This window comes from Fusibacter sp. 3D3, assembly GCF_001748365.1.
Lineage (GTDB): Bacteria > Bacillota > Clostridia > Peptostreptococcales > Acidaminobacteraceae > Fusibacter_A.
This window is the reverse complement of record NZ_BDHH01000023.1, coordinates 39,658-60,854: the sequence shown is the minus strand read 5'-3', so window position 1 is coordinate 60,854 and position 21,197 is coordinate 39,658. Positions and strand designations below refer to the sequence as shown.

Genomic DNA, 21,197 nt, shown 5'->3' with positions numbered 1-21,197 from the left:
GCGCAGTTTAGGCACATTTAGGAAAGCTTAAGAACGTTTAGGAAGCTTAAGAAAGTATAGGAAAGTTGAGGAGCAGATGATTATGAAGAGAAGTTTAATAGCATTAGGTTTAACACTGGTAACAATGCTTGTATTTACTGGGTGTGGGCCCTCAGAAGCAAATAAGGTGCAACCACCAGAGACAAAATTGGCAGAGGAGAAGGTACAAGAAGAAGCACCTGTGCAGGTTCAAGATCACATTGTGGTGGCCGTGCCACAAGATCCGGATTATTTAGATCCGCATTTGGCAGCAGCATCAGGCACTGATGAAATGATGTTTAATGTATTTGAAGGTTTAGTGAAATCGGATAGTGAAGGAAAGCTTATTCCTGCAGTTTCCAGTGAATATAAGGTTTCAGAAGAAGGGCTCAAGTATACGTTTACTCTTAGAGAGGGTATTAAATTTCACAATGGTAAAGAAGTGACCATTGAAGATGTGGCTTATTCTTATAAGCGAATCAAAGGGGATGTTCGCGAGGATATTGTATCCGCTGCATTTGAAAATGTGGAGATTGATGTCATAGACGATAAAACGATTGAATTTACGTTAAAGGAAGTCAATTCAGGGTTTATAATCAATCTTACGAAGGCGGTAATCCCCTCTGATATGGGCGAAGAAGAGCACAATAAACACCCAATCGGAACAGGCCCTTACAAGTTTGTAGAATATATTCCTAGTCAGAAAGTTGTTCTTGAAAAGTTCGATGCGTATTGGATCGAAGGGGTTCCTAAAATTAAAAATGTAGAATTTAGAATTTTTGCGGATAACAGTACAGCTTTAATGAGCCTTCTTGCAGGTGAAGTGGATATGTATCCTCGCCTTGGCACTGAAAACATTGAAATGCTGACGGATGATTTCTATTACATTCAAGGCAAACAAAACATGGTTCAATTGATGTCCATGAATAATAAAGTCAAGCCTTTAAATGATGTGAATGTTAGAAAAGCAATCAATTATGCCATCGATGTAGATATGATCATCAAAGCAGTAGCCGATGGCAAAGGAACCAAATTAGGCTCCAATATGTCACCTGCAATGGCATACTACTACCAAGAAGGGTTAGAAAATACCTACAATATAGATATTGAAAAAGCAAAAGCGTTGCTCAAGGCAGCGGGGTATGAAAATGGCTTTGATATCACGATAAAAGTGCCTTCTAACTACGAATTTCATGTGAATACAGCAGAAGTCATTGCGGAACAGTTAAAAGCGGTGAACATCAATGTGACCATTGAAGCCATTGAATGGAGTGTGTGGCTTGAAGAGGTTTATGCAGGAAGAGATTATGAGATGACGATTATTGGATTAACAGGGAAACTGGATCCACATAATATTTTAGTGAGATATGAATCCCAATATGATCGAAATTTTATGAACTACAGCAATGAAGCCTATGACAAACTTATTGCAGAAGCCTTAACTGAAACAGATGAAGATAAACGGGCATTTCTGTACAAAGAGGCTCAAAAAATACTCACTGAAGAAGTGCCAGCAGTATATATCATGGATCCAGATTTTATTGTCGCTTTGAAGCACAATCTTAAAGGGTATAAATTGTATCCGATTTATGTACAAGATTTGTCGAACCTGTATTTCGAGTAAAAGTGTCTTAAGTAAAATAATGATGTGAATGTTGGTAGTGGTCACCCCACTGCCAATATTTATAAAGAAGAGGATGATCTTATGCGCTATCTCATAAAAAAAACTGGGTCAGCAATCATCACCTTGGTGATCGTGTCCTTTATGACCTTTGGTATCTTTGAACTGATCCCGGGGGACCCCGTGACAGCAAAACTCGGTATTGAAGCCGATCAAGAACAGATAGAGGCCTTAATTCAAGAACATGGACTTGACAAACCTTTTATAGTGCGCTATAAAAATTGGGTTATTTCGGCAATTAAGGGTGATCTGGGGATGTCCTTGAGGTTTGATGAACCCGTGACCAAGCTGATAAAGGATCGTGTAAAAGTCACTGCAATGCTTACGATTTTATCGCTTTCAATGACGATTATGATTGCAGTGCCACTCAGTATTTTTATTGCAAAATATAACAATAAACTGATCGGAATATTGACCTCTATTGCCACTCAAGTTGGGATGGCGGTGCCTTCCTTTTGGGTGGGCATTATGATGACTTATTTTTTTGGACTCACGCTTAGACTTTTTATTCCAGGAAGGTATGTCTCTGTGGATGATAATTTTACAGAAGGCATGTTGTACTTGTTTTTTCCAGCGGTAGCCATAGCAATTCCCAAAATTGCCACTGTGATTCGATATTTGAGAAATGCCATCGTGGAACAGCTTGAAGCCAATTATGTGAGAACAGCTTATGCAAAGGGGTTTGTTTTTAAGGGTGTCATGTATAGGCATGTCTTAAGAAATGCTTTGATTCCAGTCATTACAATTATGGGCATGATGATCGCAGATGTTCTTGGCGGGAGTTTGATCATCGAACAAGTTTTCACGATACCAGGGATAGGGCGATTGCTCGTGATGGCCATAAATAATAGGGATTACTTTTTAGTACAGGGGATGGTGCTCTATATTGCCACCATTATTATTGGCATTAATTTTCTTGTGGATTTAATCTATCATTGGATTGATCCAAGAATCAAAATCGAGACGCTTTAGAAAGGTGTTTAATGAGATGCAGAAGAAAAAGTCTTTAAATTTTTATATAGGTGCTTTTATTGTGGGGGCACTTTTCTTACTCATGGTCACAAGCTATTTCTATATGCCCTATAGTGTGACCGAAATGAACCTTGCTGAAAAGCTTCAACCCCCAAGTGTACAACACCTTATGGGAACAGATCATTTTGGGCGCGATATATTTAGCCGTCTTATGCAAGGGTCACAAACGGCTTTTTATGTGGGATTGATTTCAGTTGGCATTGGTCTTTGCATAGGTGTTATTATCGGCAGTATTGCAGGTTATGTCGGTGGACGAGTGGATGATGTCTTAATGCGGTTTATGGATGCTTTGATGGCATTTCCAGGAATATTGTTTGCACTGCTCTTTGTTGCAGTCTTTGGCGTTGGGATATTCAATACAATGGTTGCGCTTGGCATATTGGCGATTCCTAATTTTGCGCGGATTACAAGAAGTGGTTTTTTACAAGTCAAGAACTTTACCTATGTGGATATGGCTAGGACTATAGGGGTCCCTTCTATTCGGATTATGTTTGTGCATATTTTACCGAATATTATGTCTGCATTAGTGGTTGCCAGTTCCATCGGATTGGCATCGGCGATATTGTCAGAAGCAGGGCTAAGTTATTTGGGACTGGGTGTGCAACCCCCAAATCCAAGTTGGGGCAGGATGCTCAGTGAGTCACAAAAATATTTAATCAAAGCGCCTTATTATGCACTTGCTCCAGGCGTGATGATAACACTAGCCGTGTTGGGCTTTAATTTGCTCGGAGATGGCATTAGAGATTTAAGAGATCCTAGAAAGTAAGGTGACGTTATGAAAAAGATATTAGAAGTCAAGAATATGAGTATTGACTTTATCCATAAAAAAACGAAAATCAATGCAGTTTCTAAATTGTCTTATGAGCTCTACGAAAATGAAGTTTTGGGGATCGTGGGAGAGTCTGGTTGTGGGAAAAGTATTTCGGTGATGTCCTTACTGGGCTTATTATCATCAGGCGCAAGCGTTGAAGCGGATCATATTCAGTTCAAGGGTCGTGATATTAATGGGCTGGACGTGAAGGCACTTTCTAAAATTAGAGGGCAGGAGATTGCCATCATATTTCAAGAGCCGATGACTTCACTCAATCCCTTGATGACTGTTGGAAAACAAATTCTTGAAATGTATGAACTGCATACGGATTTATCATTAAAAGAAGCCCTGAACGAGACCTTAGAGATGATGGAAAAAGTGGGCCTTAAAAATGTGAGCTCACTTTATCATGCCTATCCGCATGAATTATCAGGCGGGATGATACAACGCATCATGATTGCCATGGCTATGGTTTGCCAGCCAAGTATCTTAATTGCGGATGAACCCACAACTGCACTGGATGTGACGATACAAGCTCAAATTCTCAATCTGATGAGAGCTTTAAATCAGAAAAGCCATACAGCGATTCTCTTTATTTCACATGATCTGGGTGTGATTAAAGAAATGTGTGACAGAGTGATGGTGATGTATCTGGGTTATGTAGTGGAAAGTGGCGATGTGATGGCGGTATTAAATGCACCTTATCATCCGTATACAAAAGGGTTGTTAAAATCTATTCCCAATCCCCAAAAAAGGCATGAACGGTTATACAGCATTCCGGGAAGAGTGCCCAATATGTCAGATAGACCAGTGGGCTGTCCTTTTTGTGAACGCTGTGAAAAGGCGACCGAAAAATGTAGCGCGCAACTGCCTGAATTAAGAGAGCTGGACAAAGGACATCATGTGAGATGTTTTTATCCAGAAATGGCCTCAGAAATGGAGAGCTTGTAATGTGTGAAAAAATACTTGAAGTTAAACACTTGAGTAAATCTTATCCATTGCCTAAAAAGAAATTGCTACAGAAGACGCGTGAGAAAAGTGTCATTATGGATATATCATTTGATATTACTAAAGGGGAAACCTTTGGTCTAGTAGGTGAGTCTGGCTGTGGTAAGTCGACCACTGCTAAAATCATCACACAATTGGTTAAAAAGGGCCGTGGGGAAATCCTATTTGAAGGTAAGAATTTGGAAACAAGGGAGCGACAGGTTCAAAATAATATAAAAAGAAATATACAGATGATTTTTCAAGACCCATTTGGCGTTCTGAATCCTAGAAAAACCATTGGATGGTTTTTAGAAGAACCGTTGAGAATTCATGAGGATCTCACTGCGGCAGAGCGAAGAGCACGTGTTCTAAAGATTTTGTCAGAAGTTGGGTTTGACGAACACTATTATGACCGATATCCGCATGAACTCTCTGGAGGTCAAAGACAAAGGGTGAGCATCGCTTGTGCTTTGATGCTCAATCCCAAACTCATTATTGCGGATGAACCGGTGTCTGCACTAGATGTTTCCGTACAGTCGTCAGTGCTGAATCTAATGAAGGACTTGCAAAAAAAGTACGCCTTAACCTATCTGTTTATTTCTCATGATCTAAATGTCGTGGCCTATATGAGTGATTGGATCGGGGTAATGTATCTGGGTGAGATCGTTGAGTTTGCAACTGTGGATGCCATATTTGATCAGCCACTTCATCCTTATACGCAATCGCTAATGGCTTCAATGCCCTCTGTTTATGGGGATAAAAAAAAGGAAAAGGTTCAAAGTTTAGGCGAAATCGGAGAAGTGGTTTTAAACGCCGACGGATGTCCTTTTTATGGGAGGTGTCCTAAAGGCAAGACCATATGCAAAATGCAAAAACCAATTAATAAAGCTGTTTATGAGAGCCATTTTGTAAGCTGTCATTTGTATTCAGAGTAAATAAGGAGAAAAGGGAAATGATTATAGGCATAATATCGGATTTACACGTGGATGTGAATTTTATTGAAGGGGATACGATTGAGGATGCCCTCCTAAAAGTGATTCACGAAAAAAAACTTGAGGTTTTAATTGTTGCTGGGGACATCTCTAACGACTATGTCAAGAGCTTGGAAGTGATTGACTATATAGAGCAGAATACCCCTTGTAAATGTCTTTTTGTTCCTGGAAATCATGATCTTTGGAATTTGGAACATGAGGACATGATTCATACCAGTGATATTTATGAACAGCTTAAGGCACATGACAGTTGCCTATGCGATGCCCCATATATATTAAATGATGAATATGTCATCGTTGGTGATGTGGGGTGGTACGATTATAGTTATGGAAGTGATGCGTACACGTTGGACCAGTATCTATTGGGAAAGCAATCTGAGCGTCAATGGCAAGATAAGAAGTATATCAAATGGCATGTTTCGGACAAAGAGAAGACTTTAGAATTTTATGAAAAGTTGGCCATGCAGTTGAGTCGATATCCTGATAAAAAAGTAATCTTTGTGACACATATGGTGACACATCAGCGGATGACTGTACCGCTTCCAAAAGAAAACTGGGATTATTTTAATGGCTTTTTAGGGAGTGGTCAATATGGAGAACTGTTTCATGATCAAGTGAAATATATTGTCATGGGACACGTCCATTACAGAGCAGATTTTGAAGAAAAGGGTAAAACTTATATTTGTAGATGTTTAAATTATAGAGAACAATGGGGAGCGGCGCAAGATGCAGGTGAAAATGTGATGGAAACCATGAAAATTTTAGAGCTCTAGCTTAAATATAGCGTAAAAAAAATAATTGAAAGATGCCTCTTATGGTAAACAACACATTGTATTTGTGGTTTACCATAAGGGGCGCTTTTTTAGCAGGAGTGATTATTGAGTCAATCACTTTATTGAGATGAGTGAGAAGTATATTGTGAAGTGAAGCGGACTGAGTATATGCTTTGATAATTCAAAAAAATGAAAAGGCCTTTAAAATTAAAGGCCTTTAACATTAGCATTTTTTTATTTTTGATTGCAACCTAATACGTTGAGCATTTTATGCTTAACCATACCGTAGATTGCTTCTCTAGCAGGTGCCAAGTATTTTCTAGGGTCAAAATTACTTGGGTCTTTCGCGAATTGTTGTCTGATTGTTCCAGTAAGTGCAAGTCTTAAATCAGAGTCGATGTTGATTTTACAGATACCGTATTTGCCAGCTTCTCTAAGTTGTGGCTCAGGGCATCCCTTTGCATCTACTAATTGACCACCAAATTCGTTACACATTGCAACGTATTCAGGAATTACAGAAGAAGCACCATGTAAAACTAATGGAAATTCTGGTAGCAATCCAGAGATTTCTTTTAATCTTTTGATGTCTAATTGTGGATCAGAATCAGCAGCGAATTTGTATGCACCATGACTTGTTCCAATCGCAATTGCCAATGAGTCACAACCTGTTTTTTCAACGAATTCAACAGCTTGTTTAGGATCCGTATAAGTTGCATCTTCAGCGGATACACTTACAGCATCTTCGATACCAGCAAGTCTTCCGAGTTCAGCTTCAACAACAACACCTCTTGCATGAGCATATTCAACTACTTTTTTAGTGAGTTCAATATTGCCTTCAAATGATAAATGAGAACCATCTACCATTACAGATGTAAAGCCATCATCAATACATGCTTTACAAATTTCAAAATCTTCACCGTGATCAAGATGAAGTGCGATATCAAGCTCTGGATGCTCGATTAAAGCAGCTTCAACTAATTTTTTCAAGTAAACAGGGCTTGCGTATTTGCGGGCACCTGCAGAAACCTGAAGAATCAATGGGGATTTTGTTTCAGCAGCAGCTTTAACGATACCTTGGATAATTTCCATGTTGTTTACGTTAAAGGCACCAACTGCATAACCGCCTTCATAGGCTTTTTTGAACATTTCTTTTGTCGTTACTAATGGCACTGTAATCACTCCTTTTAATATATGGATTAAGTGCAAATTTTGGTTACAATTTTTTATAAACAAAACACCTGCTATATATGATATTATAAAGCATATGCCGTTAAATGGCTAGACTAAAATAAAAGGATTAGAGAGATATATGAATTTGCCAATTGCGTTTTTAGAGAGAATGAAAATAAGGATGGGCACGGAATTCGAGGCTTTTTTGGCGTCTTATGAAGGCCCGATCTATACTGGGCTCAGGGTCAATACCCTCAAAATTTCAGTGAAAGCTTTTCTTGAAATTTTTCCTTATCCGCTGGAGCCCGTTCCTTGGACAGAGGATGGCTTTTATTATCGAGAGGAAGATCCAGTGACCAAACACCCTCTTTTTTACGCGGGACTTTATTACATTCAGGAACCGTCAGCAATGTCACCTGTGACTGTGCTGAGACCTGAATGTGGAGACCGGGTATTAGATCTTTGTGCCGCCCCTGGTGGGAAAACGCTTCAAATTGCTTCGTATACTCAAGATTCGGGATTACTTGTAACCAATGATATCAATGATAAACGCGTCAAGGCCATCGTGAGAAATGTGGAGAAATATGGCGTTAAAAATGTGTTGGTTCTCAATGAGGACCAACATGCAATCGCTAAAGCTTTACCTCATTTTTTTGATCGCATACTCATTGACGCCCCCTGTTCAGGTGAGGGGATGTTCAAGAAGGACCATAAAGCTGTAAAAGCATGGGAGGCCTATGCTAATGAAACTTGTGCGAAGATGCAGAGGGACATATTAGAAGTGGTCCCTAAACTGGTAAAAGAGAATACCAAACTGGTTTATTCCACATGTACTTTTTCAGAGGTTGAAAATGAAGCACAACTGTTGTTTTTAGAAGCGATAGATCAAGGGTTTAAGAAGCAAGCGATCGATTCCGATTTTTTTGATGTGACGGATGGGGTGGCACATTTGTGGCCTCACTTGCTCAAAGGTGAGGGACATTTTATAGGTGCAATGCTCTATCAAGGCGAAGAGGATCATGAGGTGTCTATTGAAACCTCTGAAAATGAGGTCACTTTTAAGAATCCAATTCAGGATGGAAAAATGAAGTCAGATAAAATAAAGCGTTCTCCAAACTCAATCGGTGACATTATGAATAATGCACTAGATGCTTTTAAGGTCTTTTCAGATCAATATTTGAATAAGAGCATTCAAGGCACTTTTAGTATAGAACGCGATAAAATTTACTTATTACCAGAACAACAAGTTAAAGTGAAGGCCTTACATGTGGCGCGATACGGCTGGCTTTTAGGCGAGATTAAAAGGGATAAATTTATACCGAGCCAAGCTTTTGCAATGGGGATTTGTAGGACTGATTTTAAAAATGTCATTGATATGCCCGCCGCTTCTGTTCAGGTTCTAAAATTTCTTAAAGGCGAAACACTGGATTATGATGCGGTGACAGAAGCGGGGCCTTTGTCAAAGGGATTTTGTCTGTTTTGCACAGACGGTTATCCGCTCGGGTTTGTGAAAGTAGAAGAAAATCTTATCAAAAATTTATATCCAATTTCATGGCGCATGATGTAAATCGGTAAAGGACGTTACAATATTTTAATTGAGGAGAAATACAATGGGTGAAAAAGTAAGAGTCGACAAACTGCTCTCCAATATGGGGAAGGGATCGAGAAATGAAGTGAGAGATGCGCTTAAATATGGACAGGTCAAAGTGAACGGCAATGTGGTAAAAAGCGGTAAGATCAAAGTTGATGTGGCAGAAGACGAAGTGCTTTTCCAAGGCATCAAAGTGTGTTATCAAAAAAACATTTATTTGATGATGAATAAGCCACAGGGCGTCATATCTGCAACAGAGGATAATCGGCATAAGACGGTAATTGATTTGCTTCAGGAGGATGTCAACTTTTATAACGTCTTCCCTGTGGGCAGATTAGATATCGATACAGAAGGTTTATTGCTGTTGACCGATGACGGCGATCTTGCCCATAATTTGCTTTCACCCAAAAAACATGTGCCAAAGCTTTATTATGCGAAAATAGATGCTCAGGTGACTGATTTAGATGTCAAGCAATTTGCAGAGGGCATCACGATAGATGATGGCTATCGGTGCAAGCCTGCGCAGCTTCATATTATATCGGCAAATGCGTCCGAATCTGAAATTGAATTGGTAATCTATGAAGGCAAATTTCATCAAGTCAAGCGTATGTTCGAAGCGGTTGAAAAGAATGTCCTCTTTTTAAAAAGAATGAAAATGGGGACGCTATCGCTTGATGAAACCCTTGATAAAGGGGCTTATAGAGAACTGACTGAAGCTGAGCTAGAAGGCTTAAGAACGGGGCATATGGCATGAAGAATCGCAATAAAAGGAGCTACTGCTCATCTAATTTCTTAGATTTGCAACAGCTCCTTTTTAAAGCATCACGGCTATATTCGTTTTCTATCGGCTTTGACCAGCAAGCACTTTGATAATGGTGTCAAGTGGATCGCTTTTACTGATTTTAAAGGTACCTGCTCTGAGCTTATTATCAAGTTTGAGCGCTACTAAACGATTCACAAAAGTATCAACATCAGCTACATAGCCTTCTGAAACCAATTTTTTACCAATACTATAACCTGTTGCACCGTCAGGAACCTCAAAAGCATTGATGGTGTCTGGTGTGGTAGCAGGTGGTGGGGATTCCGGAGTTGTATTGGAAACGGGATCACCGGCTGGTGGTGTATCACCGGTGGACTCTGGCGTACCTGATGCCGGATCAGACGAAGGCTCTGCTGGATCTGTAGTTTCACCTGCGGGATCAGTAGGTGTATCTGTCAAGGGATCTGAAATACCATTTGGATTGATCTCAGGAATGATAACCTTGATAGGGGGATCGGTTTCAGCTTCAACAGTGGGCCCCGTTAAGGTCTCTTTTAAATTGACATCTAAGGTATCCGAAATCTTCCATGAGACCGAAACAAAGATAACGGCAATTATAATTAAAGATACAACTATATCGCTTAAATCATATAAAATGTCTTTTATTTTTTCTATCATGGGACGCTCCAATTTATAAATATTAGTCAGAAGTTAAAAAAACGTGTCTTCATCTATTAGAATATCATAATTTATTCATTTCTTAAAGTAATGTTCTTTTCAAATTGATTACTTTCGTGTTACAATTTTTGAAGGAGGCGTGGACATGTTTGGAAAACTCGAAAAATCAGATATACAGCAAATTGAAGCCTATTTAGAAAACAATTTTGAAGAAACCCTATATTTTCAAAATGTTTATGAAGCATTAAAGCAAAATACCATGCAGGGCACTTTTTATGGTTATATACAGCAGGGTGATCTCGTTGGATTGTTCTACTTTTCAAATAAAAATTCTTTAACAGTACATTATTCAGATTCAGTTGTATTAGGCAACCTTAGTCTTTTGAAGGCCATTAAACACCATAAGCCCAAGTATATAAAAGGTGAAGTCAGTGTGATAGAGGGCATCTATAGAGTCATCTGTAGAACGCTTGACTCCATTCACGAAGACGACAGTATTTTAATGCGCTATGAGTCAAATCAAAAAATAGAGGATATCAAAATCCCGTTTGAATGGATTAGTGCGGCATCAGGAGATGTTTTTCAGGAGCTCAAATTCTTTATAAATGTTGAAAATCAGTTTGGGCGAAATGTAAAGTCCATTAATGACATCTCAAAAGATCTTAGGGAAATGTTGAAACAAAAAAAATATTACCTCGTTAGATCAAACCAAGGGTTAATCGGTCAAGGTTTAATTGAAGAAGAGACCAGCTTGATAGGGATCATTGGTGGTATTTATGTGGATCCCATGTATAGAAAGAAAGGCATTGGTGAGGCAATTTCGTTAAAGTTAACACAGCAATTATTGGAAAAAGAAAAAACACCATACCTGTTTGTTATGACAAATAACAAGAACGCGATACATCTTTATGAAAAAATTGGGTATAAAGTGAGTACCCCCTACCGAATATTAACTGTGAGGTATCAATGAAAACCATAATAATAACCAAAAATGAAGCAGATCAGAGATTGGACCGATTTTTACTCAAATATTTTAACAATACCACTAGAACCAATGTATACAAACTTATCCGTAAAAAGATGTTCAAAGTGAACGGCATCCGTGTTAAAGAAGATTATTTTCTTAAAGATGAAGACAAACTTGATATTTTTTTGCAAGATGAGACCATTGAAGGTTTGATGAAGGAAATTGTGACCGTAAAACCAGATCAAATCGGTCTGGATATCCTATTTGAAAATGATGATATGCTCATTGTCAACAAACCCAAGGGCATGTTAACACATCCAGATAAAGATGAATATAAAAACACGTTAGCCACAATTGTGCATTACTATCTTGCAGATCTATGCACGAAAACATTTAGACCGGCTCCGGTGCATAGACTGGATAAGAACACCAGTGGTCTTATTCTCTTCGCGAAGACTTATGAAAGTTTAAAGTTATACAATGCACTTATGAGAGAGCGCAAAATCGGCAAGTACTACTTGACTGTGGTAGAGGGCACCCTAAAAGGACCGGGCGAGGTGAAAGGGTATTTGATTAAAGATGAAGTTAAAAACAAGGTGACCATTTTAAAATCAAATCAAGATGAATCTAAGTTTTGCCATACCAAGTACAGTGTTTTGAAACGCTATAGAGCGTATACGCTCGTAGAAATAGAACTTTTAACGGGTAGAAGTCATCAAATTAGGGCCAGTATGGCGAGTATTGGACATCCTATAGTGGGAGACGTCAAGTATGGTGGCAAGAAAGTAGACGACATTAGCACGCAGCTCTTACATGGTTATAAGCTCATTATTGATGGCAAAGTATATCAAACTCAATCCAAAGAAATTGAAGCATTTGTTCAAAAACTATAGTAAAAGTTGGTGATTGCATGACTGAATCAATGCAAGTAATGAAGAAATTAATTGAACGCTATGACTACGGTGGTGCATTTGAACTGTTAAAGGAAAAGGGGTTTGAAAGATCAGATGCCGGTGTGTTGATGGATTCTTGTCGATATGCTGTGAATTTTGACTTTGAAACAGCACGTAAGATTTTGAATCATGTTTCTGAAAAGACAAGAAACAATGAAACGTGTGTAGCACTAAAGAAAAATTTAGAAGATTTGAATAACGGTCAGCCTGATGCTTTGTTTTCTGAACTCTTAGAAAACGTCAAATTTCAAATTGTCAATGAAGAATATATTGATTTTTTAGGGCGTGTCTATCGGTTTAAGGAAGCAGTATACAAATATATGTTTATCAAAAAGCATTTAAAGGATCGTACTTTCACATTTCACATACGGTTTATACAAAAAAAAGAAGTCTTAAAAATTCTTAGAAATCACTATAAAATTTTCAATAATAATTTGATTTACGGCATAAACACCTACTTTAGAAAGTATGCAAAACAAGATGTAAAAGGTGAACGTGTCATTAAGGTTTTAAGCTCAGAGAAAATGAATCAACTGATAGAGTTGAGACATGAATCTTTGATAGGACACGGGTTTAAAGGGGTGAGTATTGACGAAATTCAACGTGTCTATGGAAACCCCTATTGTGTTTTGGATGATTTTAGAGAATGCTTAGAATTGCTTGAAGTGGACATCTACAGATACAAGTACTCCTATCTAAATGAATACATCATCACTTTACTTGAGAATGAGTATTATGGCTATGTTCAAGCTTCAAATACTCAGATGGCACATTTTGAATAAACATAAATGGAGGCAAAAATATGATCAAAGTCAATGTAAGAGGATTCGGAACATTTGAACTTGAAGAGGGCGTAACCTATGAAAGTTTGGCCAAAAAAATACAAAAAACAGAAAAGCCTTTGATTGTGGCCGTTAGATGTGGCAATATCCTCAAAGAACTGACAGAAGTTGTTGAGGTGGGCTGCGAAATACAAATGGTTGATTTGGCAACATCAGATGGTGAAAAAATATATCAGAGAAGTTTGTCTTTTATCATGATCAGAGCTGCAATTGAAAGTTTTAAGGCTATAAAAGTCAAAATAGAACATTCTTTGAGCAAGGGCTTATACTGTGAATTTGAATACGAGCGCAAATTGACACATGATGATTACGAGGTTATCAGAGCAAAAATGCAAGCGATTATTTCTAATAATGAACCTTTCATAAAAAAGAAAACCTCTATAGAGATGGCTAGAAATGCATTTGAAAACTATAAGATGCAATCTAAAGTAGATCTTTTAAAATACCGCGATACTGATTATATCAATTTGTATCAATGCGGAGAACTTCAAAATTATTTTTATGGTTATATGGTGCCAAGCACTGGTTATATTCAGAGTTTTGATATGGTTAAATACGACAATGGCATGATTTTAATGCATCCTACAAAATATTCTCCTTTTGCACCCCCTATTTTTGTTGAATCGCCTAAAATTGCAGATATTTTTAACGAAAGCGAACGTTGGGGTGAGATCATGGAAATGGCTTATGTCAGCAATCTCAACAAGCTCATTGAGCAAGAGGCACATCCAGAGCTCATTCAAATCGCTGAAGCCCTCCATGAAAAGAAAATCGCTTATATTGCAGATCAGATTTCGAAAACGGGGAAGCGTGTTATTTTAATCGCAGGGCCCTCTTCTTCTGGTAAGACGACATTTGCCAATCGATTGAGGATACAGCTTAAGGTCAATGGCCTTCATCCAATTACCATTTCAACAGATAATTATTTTGTGGATCGAGAAAAAACGCCAAAAGACGAGCGCGGCGATCTTGATTTCGAATCTATCGATGCGGTAGATGTTGTAAAGTTCAATCAAGATTTGATGATGCTATTAGATGGTGAGATGGTGGATTTACCCGTGTTTAATTTTCATGTGGGTAAACGGGAAATTAGAAATAAACCGTTTTCTATTAAAAATGATCAACCCATTATTATTGAAGGCATCCATGGATTAAATGAACAACTGACAAGCAAAATATTTAAAAGAGATAAATTTAAAATTTATGTCAGTGCGTTAACGCAACTCAACATAGATGAGCATAATAGAATACCTACAACTCAAACGAGGCTTTTGAGACGAATTGTAAGAGATAATCAGTTCAGAGGGCATTCGGCTAAAAAGACAATTGGGATGTGGAGCTCTGTCAGAAGAGGTGAAGAACGCAATATCTTTCCGTATCAAGAAGAAGCCGATGCGATGTTTAACACGGCATTGCCATATGAACTGGCTGTACTGAAAAAACATGCTGAGCCACTCCTGAGAGAAATTACACCAAGCGATTCAGAGTATGGGGAAGCCGTCTTGCTCCTTAAATTTTTAAGCTATTTTAGGTCTATTGACGATGATGAGTTGGTGCCTTATGTATCCATTTTAAAAGAATTTATCGGAGGAAGCTGTTTTGATGTTTAAAATTTGGGGTGAATGATGTATCAAATGCATATAAAGGGAAAACAATATCAAAAAATATTGATCATTTGTGCATGCCTGATAGGGATGCTATTATTAGAGCGTTTTTTGTTGCTGGGATTACTTCGGACGTATTCAAAGATCGTACTTGGTGGGATTGTGATGTTCAATATTGTCATCTGCTCTTTTCTGGCCAATACGGCTTTTTATGCAAGTCGGATCAATATTAACAGGCAATTCATGGCGATTGCTTTTGGGACCTATCTATACGTGATAAACATGGTCATTGCAGTTACTATTCTGATGAGCAGTAACATCATACTGGTCCGAGAGGTAACCTTTTTTTTAACGACGGGAAAATTACTTTTTTTAGCTGGATTGGTGATTCCTTTTATGCTTGCAAAGAGCCCTGTTTTTAAAGAAATTTCATATTTGAAAATGGCTTTTATTTCAATACTGATCATGATGGTAGTATTTTTTCTTTATGCGGTGACTTTTCGGCTTTTGATCATGCCTGATGAGATCATATACTTTATGAATATTCTCTATCTTTTAGGATTGATGATTTTTTTGTTAGAACTCATCTTGAACGAACTGATAGAAAGCAGTATCAACACCTATATGATGATTTTTAGCTTTTTCCTGTTGTTTATTGCTCAGTTTTATCTGACGGTGCTGCCGCTTTCAACACAGACGCTTATCCAAAGTTCAGTGATCAATGCAGTTGCATTGATCATCCTTGTAATAGAGATTCACGCATTCAATATAGAAATCCCAGAAGCCAAAAATAGAAAATTGCAAAAACAGTTTAATATCTACTCAAAGTACTTAAAGCGTATTATTGATAAGAAAACACTACTGGTAAGAGAGGTCAACCAGAAAATCATCGATGAACTCGAATATGCTAAAATCATTCAACAATCTTTACTGCCAAGCAATAAGATTACACATAGAGATGTTAGCTTTACATCTGCATATTATCCCTGTGAAAGACTAAGTGGCGATTTTTATGACATTTACAGTATAGATGATGACAACGTAGCGCTCTATCTACTGGATGTATCGGGACATGGTATTTCAGCGGCATTGATGACCATGCTCAGCAATAATTATCTCAAATCAAATGAGCGTGTGATCAAACGGTTTAGAGGGATGCACCCCGACAAAAATCTCAAATACTTTTATGAACAATTTAATCGCATGAATTTTCCCGATGAAATGCACATGGTTATATTTTATGCGACACTGAATTTAAACACCAAAGTGTTGACTTATTGTTCTGGAGGCATGAATTGCAATCCGATTAGATTTAAAAGCGATGGTAAAGTTGAATTCCTAGATCAGAGTAGAGGTTTTCCAATTTGTAAACTTGAAGGTTTTTTCACACCAGAGTATACCAGTGAAACCATCCAATTACAGCATGGAGATCGAATCCTTTTCTATACGGATGGATTGACAGATAAGGAGAAAAATGCAATTTTTGATACGGATGAAATAATTGAATTGTTTGTAACATCTAGGGACTTAACCTCCAGGGAGATAAACGATATTATAGTAGATAAAATCAACGCTCAGAGAGGTGATTTAAACGATGACATTACTTATATCCTTATGGATATTTAGTGGCCCGAAGCATTATTATTTCTAGGTTCTATTGACTGGCTTAGTTTAAAGAATTATAATGTGTGTATAAAATAATTTTTACGAGAAAATTAATTTATATGGGTTGCAAAGCAAATTTTAGATGGGGAAGGTGCTATGAAAGAAGTTCTTGTTCTTAAAGATTTAGAACAAATCAAGGCCGTATCTCAGCAATACCGTTTGGAGATTTTAGAAGCATTTGACAGCAGTGCAAAGACAGCAAAACAAATTGCAGAGGTTATGGATGAACCTCATGGTAGGGTTAATTACCATATTAAAATGCTCGAGAAAGTTGGGATCATCGAGCTCATTGAAGAAGTTACTAAATTTGGTGTCGTAGAGAAATACTATTGCCCAGTAGCCTACAAGCTCATTATTGATAGCACTGCTGTCACATTAGATGATGAAATGAGTGATTCTATTAATAAAGTTTCTTTAGCTTTCTTTGAGACCATTTCTAGAGAGTTTTACGACTCCATTGAGAATTTTTCAAGTGGACCCTCTCGAAAAATTTCTTATTCGGTGGATTACTATCTCACGGATGAAGAAGCAAAAGAACTTTATGATAAATTAAGTCACGTCGTGGATTCCTATCTCAAGGGTAAAGAAGACCCAAGAGCAGGAGCACATAGACACTTTGCGGCTCATATGGTGGTACCATTACCACCGAAGGTATGATGAGTAGCTATTCCAATTTTAAGGGGGATTACAATGAAAAAATCACTAGTATTATTGCTTGTATTTGTGATGGTCTTTTCTTTAGCGCTCACAGGTTGTGGCGGTGCTAAAACTGAACCAGCTCCAGCAGATAGTCAAGCACCTGCTGCAGAACCAACAGGCACAGATGCAGCAGAGACTGCACCAGCACTTGATGCAACCCAAAACCCAGCGCTATCAAGAGGTAACGTTTTAACGGTTGCAACATCTTCTTTAGACGGAAAATTCAATTCAATCATGTCAGATAATGTCTATGATTCTTGGGTTACCGAATTAGTATTTGAGCCACTTATCAATAATGATGCTCAAGGCAATCCGATTCCTGCTGCAGCAAAAAGCTGGGATATTTCTGAAGACAAGCTCACTTACACATTTCATTTAAGTGAAGGTATGACTTTCCATGATGGCACACCTGTAACAGCAGATGATGTTGCTTTTACTTACACGACAGTTGCGGATCCCGATTATGATGGTCCAAGAGGAACCATTGTAAATGATATGGTTGGTGTTGAAGCTTACAGAAAAGGCGAAGCAGATTCAGTTGAAGGGATCAAAGTAATTGACCCGAATACAATCAGCTTTACAATCGTAGAACAAAATGTTCAAAAAATTTGGGATTTTAACTATGGAATTTTACCACAACATATTTACAAATATGACAACTGGGAGTCATTCAAATCGACTATGAACAATCCTGTGGGATCTGGTATCTTGAAATTTGAAGAATTCAAAGTGGGTGAATATGTAAGACTCTCTAGAAATGATAATTTCCATGGTCAAAAAACAAAGCTAGATGGTGTTATTATTAAATTGCAACCAACAGAAACTGCGACAGCTGCATTCGCTGCTGGTGACATCGATTTAGTAAACCCACCTGCAAATCTTGAAAATTACGATATCATGACTTCAACAGGCCTTGGTACAGTTCAAGAATTTACAGGTAATGGTTACAACTTTGTTGGTTTCAATTTAAGAAACCCTAAATTATCTGACAAACGCGTTAGACAAGCTTTAGCGTATAGTTTGAATAGAGAATTATTTATTGAAAACCAATGGGAAGGTTTCGCATCTACGTGTAACACGCCAATTTCTCCTGTATCTTGGGCATTCCCTGATCCAACAATTTTAAACAACTATGATTATGATGTTGAAAAAGCAAGAGCTTTACTTGATGAAGCGGGTTGGAAGGATACAGATGGAGACGGTATTAGAGATAAAGATGGCGTTAAATTGTCATTAGTATGGACGGCTTATAACGATGTAGATTGGCCACTTAATCTAATTGCACTTGCAAAAGAAAATTGGAAAGAGATCGGCGTTGAACTTGAGCCTGAATTGATGGAATTCAATGCAGTTGCTGAACGCGTATTCGATAAGCAAGAATTTGAAATGTTCAACATGGGCTGGTCTTTATCTATAGATCCAGATCCAACACCAATCTTTGGTGGAGAATCAGATGTTCTTGGAGGTTACAATGCAATTGGTTTCCACAATGAAAGAGCAGAAGAAATCTTCGCTTTAGGCACTCAAGAATACGATCAAGATAAAAGAGCTGAATTGTATAAAGAGTGGGCAGTTATTGCCAATGAAGAGCTCCCATACCTTTTCAACGCTTATAGAAATGAAACTTGGGGCGTTAATAACCGAGTTAAAAACATGGAATTAGGACCATACTATAGATGGACCTATACGATTAAAGATATTGAATTAGATTACGTTCAATAATTGGATCGGATATCTTTTTAAGCAAGATGGACCATTTAATAATAAAACAGCAATGCACCATAATGAGATATAGGATAGCCCAGCAGTAGCTGGGCTATCTAAATATTCGGAACATGTTAATAAATTGTAAACAAAATTATGGATTTGTAAAGAATGATCACAAGACCTTAACGATACGTCATTATTCGCTTGAAACGTTAAAAAATGAATGGCTATGTGCTATAATAATCTTGTTATTTTTAATGCATAACAAATATATTTTTTTACCCGTGGATATAAAAAATTTTTTATGACAATACGCTAAATTTAGAAGGGGTGTTTAAATGAGAACGTATTTACTGAGAAGAATACTGCAAATAATTCCTGTAATGTTTGGGATTACAATACTTATATTCTTTATTGTACATGCTGCACCGGGGGATCCAACGACTAAGATGATGGACCCTAAAATGACTGTGGAAGAGAAGATAAGACTTAAAGAAAAATTTGGGGTGGATAAGCCCGTTATTGTTCAATATGCGGATTGGATTACTGAAGTGATGAAAGGTAATTTGGGTTTTTCTTGGAAATTCCAAAGACCTGTTGCTCAGGTTATGGGAGAAAGAATGTTATCTACATTCTATTTGGCAATCGTCTCATTGTTACTCGCATTGCTTGTGGGCATACCCGCCGGAGTCATATCCGCCACGCGGCAATACACCGGTCTCGATTACTTCTTTACGATTTTTGCACTTATAGGGATATCGATACCAAGCTTCTTCTTTGCACTTTTGTTAATTAAGTTTTTTGCAATTGATCAAGGCATATTCCCAATTTCAGGGATGAGAACACCTGGGGCATCGGATTGGGCCGTGTGGGAACAAGTTAAAGATGTATCGGTTCATACTGTATTGCCAGCCATCGTTTTGGGGCTTGGATCTACAGCGAGTTTCATGAGATATACGCGTTCAAGTATGCTTGAAGTTATTCGTCAGGATTATATCAGAACGGCACGTTCTAAAGGTCTTAGCGAACGTGTGGTGATTTATAAACATGCACTGAGAAATGCATTGATTCCTATTATTACACTATTAGGATTTTGGATTCCAGGACTCTTTTCTGGTGCTTTAATCGTAGAGCAAGTGTTTGCATGGCCTGGAATGGGGCTGTTGGGTTATCAGGCTGTCACGGATAGAGATTATCCTCTATTAATGGGCGTAAACCTATTTTTAGCGTTTTTAACCCTTATTGGAAACTTGCTTGCAGATTTATTCTATGGATTAGCAGATCCGCGAATTAAATACGATTAGGAGGAGCAGTCGATGTCAGAATCAGTCAAAAAGAAACAAGAGGCAAACGCGAAACTTGATGCAAAGCAGAAGATTGAATCACCGTGGACGATTGCATTCAGAAGATTAAAAAAGAATAAACTGGCAATGATGAGTTTGGCAATTTTAGGTGTGCTGGTGTTGTCTGCGATCTTGGCGGATTTTATTACACCATACGATAGGGACCAAATCAATTTAGCGGATAAAGAAGTGCGTGGCAAAATAATGGAGCTTCCTGTTAAAAAAGAAGCCCCAAACTCTAATTTTATTTTAGGAACAGATGAATTGGGGAGAGATATCTTTACGAGACTTGTATATGGCGGGCGTATTTCTTTAACCGTTGGACTTGTCGCTGTATTTTTACAGGTGATCATAGGCATTATTGTTGGCTCTGTTGCGGGATTTTATGGAGGCATCGTAGATGCCATATTGATGCGGATCACGGATATTATCATGTGTTTTCCATTCTTATTAATTGCGATTACGGTGGTTGCCATTTTAGGACCAAGCATTTTTAACGTTATGCTCGTTATTGGTCTATTAGGATGGACAGGTATCGCAAGGATAGTTCGCGGCCAAATATTATCCCTTAGAGAACAAGAGTTTATGGAAGCAGCTGAAGCATTAGGCATCAGAGATTCCAGAAAAATCTTTAAACATCTTTTACCAAATGTAATGGCATCCATTATCGTCTTTGCAACAATGGGTATGGCAAGTGCTATTTTAACGGAGTCCGCATTATCTTATTTAGGTATGGGTGTGACACCACCAACACCTACTTGGGGGAATATGATGCAGTCTGCAAGGTCAATTTATTCATTGCAACACCATTGGTGGTTATGGATCCCACCAGGTTTCTTGACGTTCATTACCGTAATGAGCTTCAATATCCTAGGTGATGGTTTAAGAGATGCCCTTGATCCAAAGATGAAAAGATAGGGGGAG

19 protein-coding genes are annotated in these 21,197 nt (G+C 38.0%); 17 read left to right on the top strand and 2 right to left on the bottom strand.

Annotated elements, in window-relative coordinates; all coding sequences use genetic code 11:
• Nucleotides 1-82: 82 nt before the first annotated feature.
• The 6 genes from F3D3_RS20105 to F3D3_RS20080 all read left to right on the top strand — a co-directional run bounded on the left by F3D3_RS20105 (nucleotide 83) and on the right by F3D3_RS20080 (nucleotide 6,294).
• A complete protein-coding gene (locus F3D3_RS20105; protein WP_069876227.1) occupies nucleotides 83-1,642 on the top strand; it encodes an ABC transporter substrate-binding protein in 1,560 nt (519 codons plus the stop codon).
• Nucleotides 1,643-1,723: 81 nt separating this feature from the next.
• Nucleotides 1,724-2,671 (top strand): ABC transporter permease, encoded by a 948-nt coding sequence (locus F3D3_RS20100; protein WP_069876226.1) that lies wholly within the window; start codon nucleotides 1,724-1,726, stop codon nucleotides 2,669-2,671.
• Between the two features lie 16 nt (nucleotides 2,672-2,687).
• Entirely contained in the window at nucleotides 2,688-3,497 is an 810-nt protein-coding gene (locus tag F3D3_RS20095) for an ABC transporter permease (RefSeq protein ID WP_069876225.1), read from the top strand.
• 9 nt (nucleotides 3,498-3,506) lie between these two features.
• On the top strand, nucleotides 3,507-4,493 hold the full coding sequence (locus F3D3_RS20090; RefSeq protein ID WP_069876224.1) for an ABC transporter ATP-binding protein: 987 nt from the start codon (nucleotides 3,507-3,509) through the stop codon (nucleotides 4,491-4,493).
• The gene (locus F3D3_RS20085) at nucleotides 4,493-5,464 is read left to right on the top strand and encodes an ABC transporter ATP-binding protein (protein ID WP_069876223.1); all 972 of its coding nucleotides are present in this window, start codon (nucleotides 4,493-4,495) and stop codon (nucleotides 5,462-5,464) included. The genes F3D3_RS20090 and F3D3_RS20085 overlap by 1 nt, the downstream gene beginning before the upstream one ends.
• A gap of 17 nt (nucleotides 5,465-5,481) precedes the next feature.
• Entirely contained in the window at nucleotides 5,482-6,294 is an 813-nt protein-coding gene (locus F3D3_RS20080; RefSeq protein ID WP_069876222.1) for a metallophosphoesterase, read from the top strand.
• A gap of 234 nt (nucleotides 6,295-6,528) precedes the next feature.
• Here the strand turns inward: F3D3_RS20080 and fba are convergent, their stop codons facing one another.
• Complete coding sequence (gene fba, locus F3D3_RS20075; RefSeq protein ID WP_069876221.1) at nucleotides 6,529-7,464, bottom strand: class II fructose-1,6-bisphosphate aldolase; 936 nt, start codon at nucleotides 7,462-7,464, stop codon at nucleotides 6,529-6,531.
• Nucleotides 7,465-7,603: 139 nt separating this feature from the next.
• On the opposite strand from fba, the gene F3D3_RS20070 reads away from it, so the two are divergent.
• Together F3D3_RS20070 and F3D3_RS20065 are read left to right on the top strand one after the other, a co-directional pair.
• Complete coding sequence (locus tag F3D3_RS20070) at nucleotides 7,604-9,031, top strand: RsmF rRNA methyltransferase first C-terminal domain-containing protein (protein ID WP_069876220.1); 1,428 nt, start codon at nucleotides 7,604-7,606, stop codon at nucleotides 9,029-9,031.
• Between the two features lie 43 nt (nucleotides 9,032-9,074).
• Nucleotides 9,075-9,809: a pseudouridine synthase gene (locus F3D3_RS20065; protein ID WP_069876219.1), complete on the top strand. Its 735-nt coding sequence runs from the start codon at nucleotides 9,075-9,077 to the stop codon at nucleotides 9,807-9,809.
• Nucleotides 9,810-9,896: 87 nt separating this feature from the next.
• Here F3D3_RS20065 and F3D3_RS20060 read toward each other — a convergent pair whose 3' ends face one another.
• Complete coding sequence (locus F3D3_RS20060; RefSeq protein ID WP_069876218.1) at nucleotides 9,897-10,493, bottom strand: hypothetical protein; 597 nt, start codon at nucleotides 10,491-10,493, stop codon at nucleotides 9,897-9,899.
• Between the two features lie 145 nt (nucleotides 10,494-10,638).
• Here F3D3_RS20060 and F3D3_RS20055 point away from each other — a divergent pair, with 145 nt between their 5' ends.
• The 9 genes from F3D3_RS20055 to opp4C all read left to right on the top strand — a co-directional run bounded on the left by F3D3_RS20055 (nucleotide 10,639) and on the right by opp4C (nucleotide 21,191).
• Entirely contained in the window at nucleotides 10,639-11,463 is an 825-nt protein-coding gene (locus F3D3_RS20055; RefSeq protein ID WP_069876217.1) for a GNAT family N-acetyltransferase, read from the top strand.
• Nucleotides 11,460-12,353, top strand: a complete 894-nt coding sequence (locus F3D3_RS20050; protein WP_069876216.1) for an RluA family pseudouridine synthase — start codon at nucleotides 11,460-11,462, stop codon at nucleotides 12,351-12,353. Before F3D3_RS20055 ends, F3D3_RS20050 begins: the two co-directional genes overlap by 4 nt.
• Before the next feature lie 38 nt (nucleotides 12,354-12,391).
• Entirely contained in the window at nucleotides 12,392-13,195 is an 804-nt protein-coding gene (locus tag F3D3_RS20045; protein WP_175438435.1) for a hypothetical protein, read from the top strand.
• A 20-nt stretch (nucleotides 13,196-13,215) separates the two neighbouring features.
• Nucleotides 13,216-14,865: a nucleoside kinase gene (locus F3D3_RS20040; RefSeq protein ID WP_069876214.1), complete on the top strand. Its 1,650-nt coding sequence runs from the start codon at nucleotides 13,216-13,218 to the stop codon at nucleotides 14,863-14,865.
• 12 nt (nucleotides 14,866-14,877) lie between these two features.
• A complete protein-coding gene (locus F3D3_RS20035; RefSeq protein ID WP_084389193.1) occupies nucleotides 14,878-16,485 on the top strand; it encodes a PP2C family protein-serine/threonine phosphatase in 1,608 nt (535 codons plus the stop codon).
• Nucleotides 16,486-16,620: 135 nt separating this feature from the next.
• Entirely contained in the window at nucleotides 16,621-17,181 is a 561-nt protein-coding gene (locus tag F3D3_RS20030; protein WP_069876212.1) for a transcriptional regulator, read from the top strand.
• Nucleotides 17,182-17,214: 33 nt separating this feature from the next.
• Nucleotides 17,215-18,945, top strand: coding sequence for an ABC transporter substrate-binding protein (locus F3D3_RS20025; protein WP_069876211.1), 1,731 nt, complete (start codon nucleotides 17,215-17,217; stop codon nucleotides 18,943-18,945).
• A gap of 323 nt (nucleotides 18,946-19,268) precedes the next feature.
• Nucleotides 19,269-20,234: an ABC transporter permease gene (locus tag F3D3_RS20020; protein ID WP_069876210.1), complete on the top strand. Its 966-nt coding sequence runs from the start codon at nucleotides 19,269-19,271 to the stop codon at nucleotides 20,232-20,234.
• A 12-nt stretch (nucleotides 20,235-20,246) separates the two neighbouring features.
• Nucleotides 20,247-21,191: an oligopeptide ABC transporter permease gene (gene opp4C / locus F3D3_RS20015; RefSeq protein WP_069876209.1), complete on the top strand. Its 945-nt coding sequence runs from the start codon at nucleotides 20,247-20,249 to the stop codon at nucleotides 21,189-21,191.
• Nucleotides 21,192-21,197 lie beyond the last annotated feature (6 nt).

Bases quoted from the DNA above. Each gene is read 5' to 3' on its own strand.
- opp4C (WP_069876209.1), top strand. From the start codon at position 20,247: ATGTCAGAATCAGTCAAAAAGAAACAAGAGGCAAACGCGAAACTTGAT.
- F3D3_RS20100 (WP_069876226.1), top strand. From the start codon at position 1,724: ATGCGCTATCTCATAAAAAAAACTGGGTCAGCAATCATCACCTTGGTG.
- F3D3_RS20030 (WP_069876212.1), top strand. From the start codon at position 16,621: ATGAAAGAAGTTCTTGTTCTTAAAGATTTAGAACAAATCAAGGCCGTA.
- F3D3_RS20035 (WP_084389193.1), top strand. From the start codon at position 14,878: ATGATGTATCAAATGCATATAAAGGGAAAACAATATCAAAAAATATTG.
- F3D3_RS20090 (WP_069876224.1), top strand. From the start codon at position 3,507: ATGAAAAAGATATTAGAAGTCAAGAATATGAGTATTGACTTTATCCAT.
- F3D3_RS20065 (WP_069876219.1), top strand. From the start codon at position 9,075: ATGGGTGAAAAAGTAAGAGTCGACAAACTGCTCTCCAATATGGGGAAG.
- F3D3_RS20060 (WP_069876218.1), bottom strand. From the start codon at position 10,493: ATGATAGAAAAAATAAAAGACATTTTATATGATTTAAGCGATATAGTT.
- F3D3_RS20050 (WP_069876216.1), top strand. From the start codon at position 11,460: ATGAAAACCATAATAATAACCAAAAATGAAGCAGATCAGAGATTGGAC.
- F3D3_RS20095 (WP_069876225.1), top strand. From the start codon at position 2,688: ATGCAGAAGAAAAAGTCTTTAAATTTTTATATAGGTGCTTTTATTGTG.
- F3D3_RS20070 (WP_069876220.1), top strand. From the start codon at position 7,604: ATGAATTTGCCAATTGCGTTTTTAGAGAGAATGAAAATAAGGATGGGC.
- F3D3_RS20045 (WP_175438435.1), top strand. From the start codon at position 12,392: ATGAAGAAATTAATTGAACGCTATGACTACGGTGGTGCATTTGAACTG.
- F3D3_RS20025 (WP_069876211.1), top strand. From the start codon at position 17,215: ATGAAAAAATCACTAGTATTATTGCTTGTATTTGTGATGGTCTTTTCT.
- F3D3_RS20055 (WP_069876217.1), top strand. From the start codon at position 10,639: ATGTTTGGAAAACTCGAAAAATCAGATATACAGCAAATTGAAGCCTAT.
- F3D3_RS20080 (WP_069876222.1), top strand. From the start codon at position 5,482: ATGATTATAGGCATAATATCGGATTTACACGTGGATGTGAATTTTATT.
- F3D3_RS20040 (WP_069876214.1), top strand. From the start codon at position 13,216: ATGATCAAAGTCAATGTAAGAGGATTCGGAACATTTGAACTTGAAGAG.
- F3D3_RS20105 (WP_069876227.1), top strand. From the start codon at position 83: ATGAAGAGAAGTTTAATAGCATTAGGTTTAACACTGGTAACAATGCTT.
- F3D3_RS20085 (WP_069876223.1), top strand. From the start codon at position 4,493: ATGTGTGAAAAAATACTTGAAGTTAAACACTTGAGTAAATCTTATCCA.
- F3D3_RS20020 (WP_069876210.1), top strand. From the start codon at position 19,269: ATGAGAACGTATTTACTGAGAAGAATACTGCAAATAATTCCTGTAATG.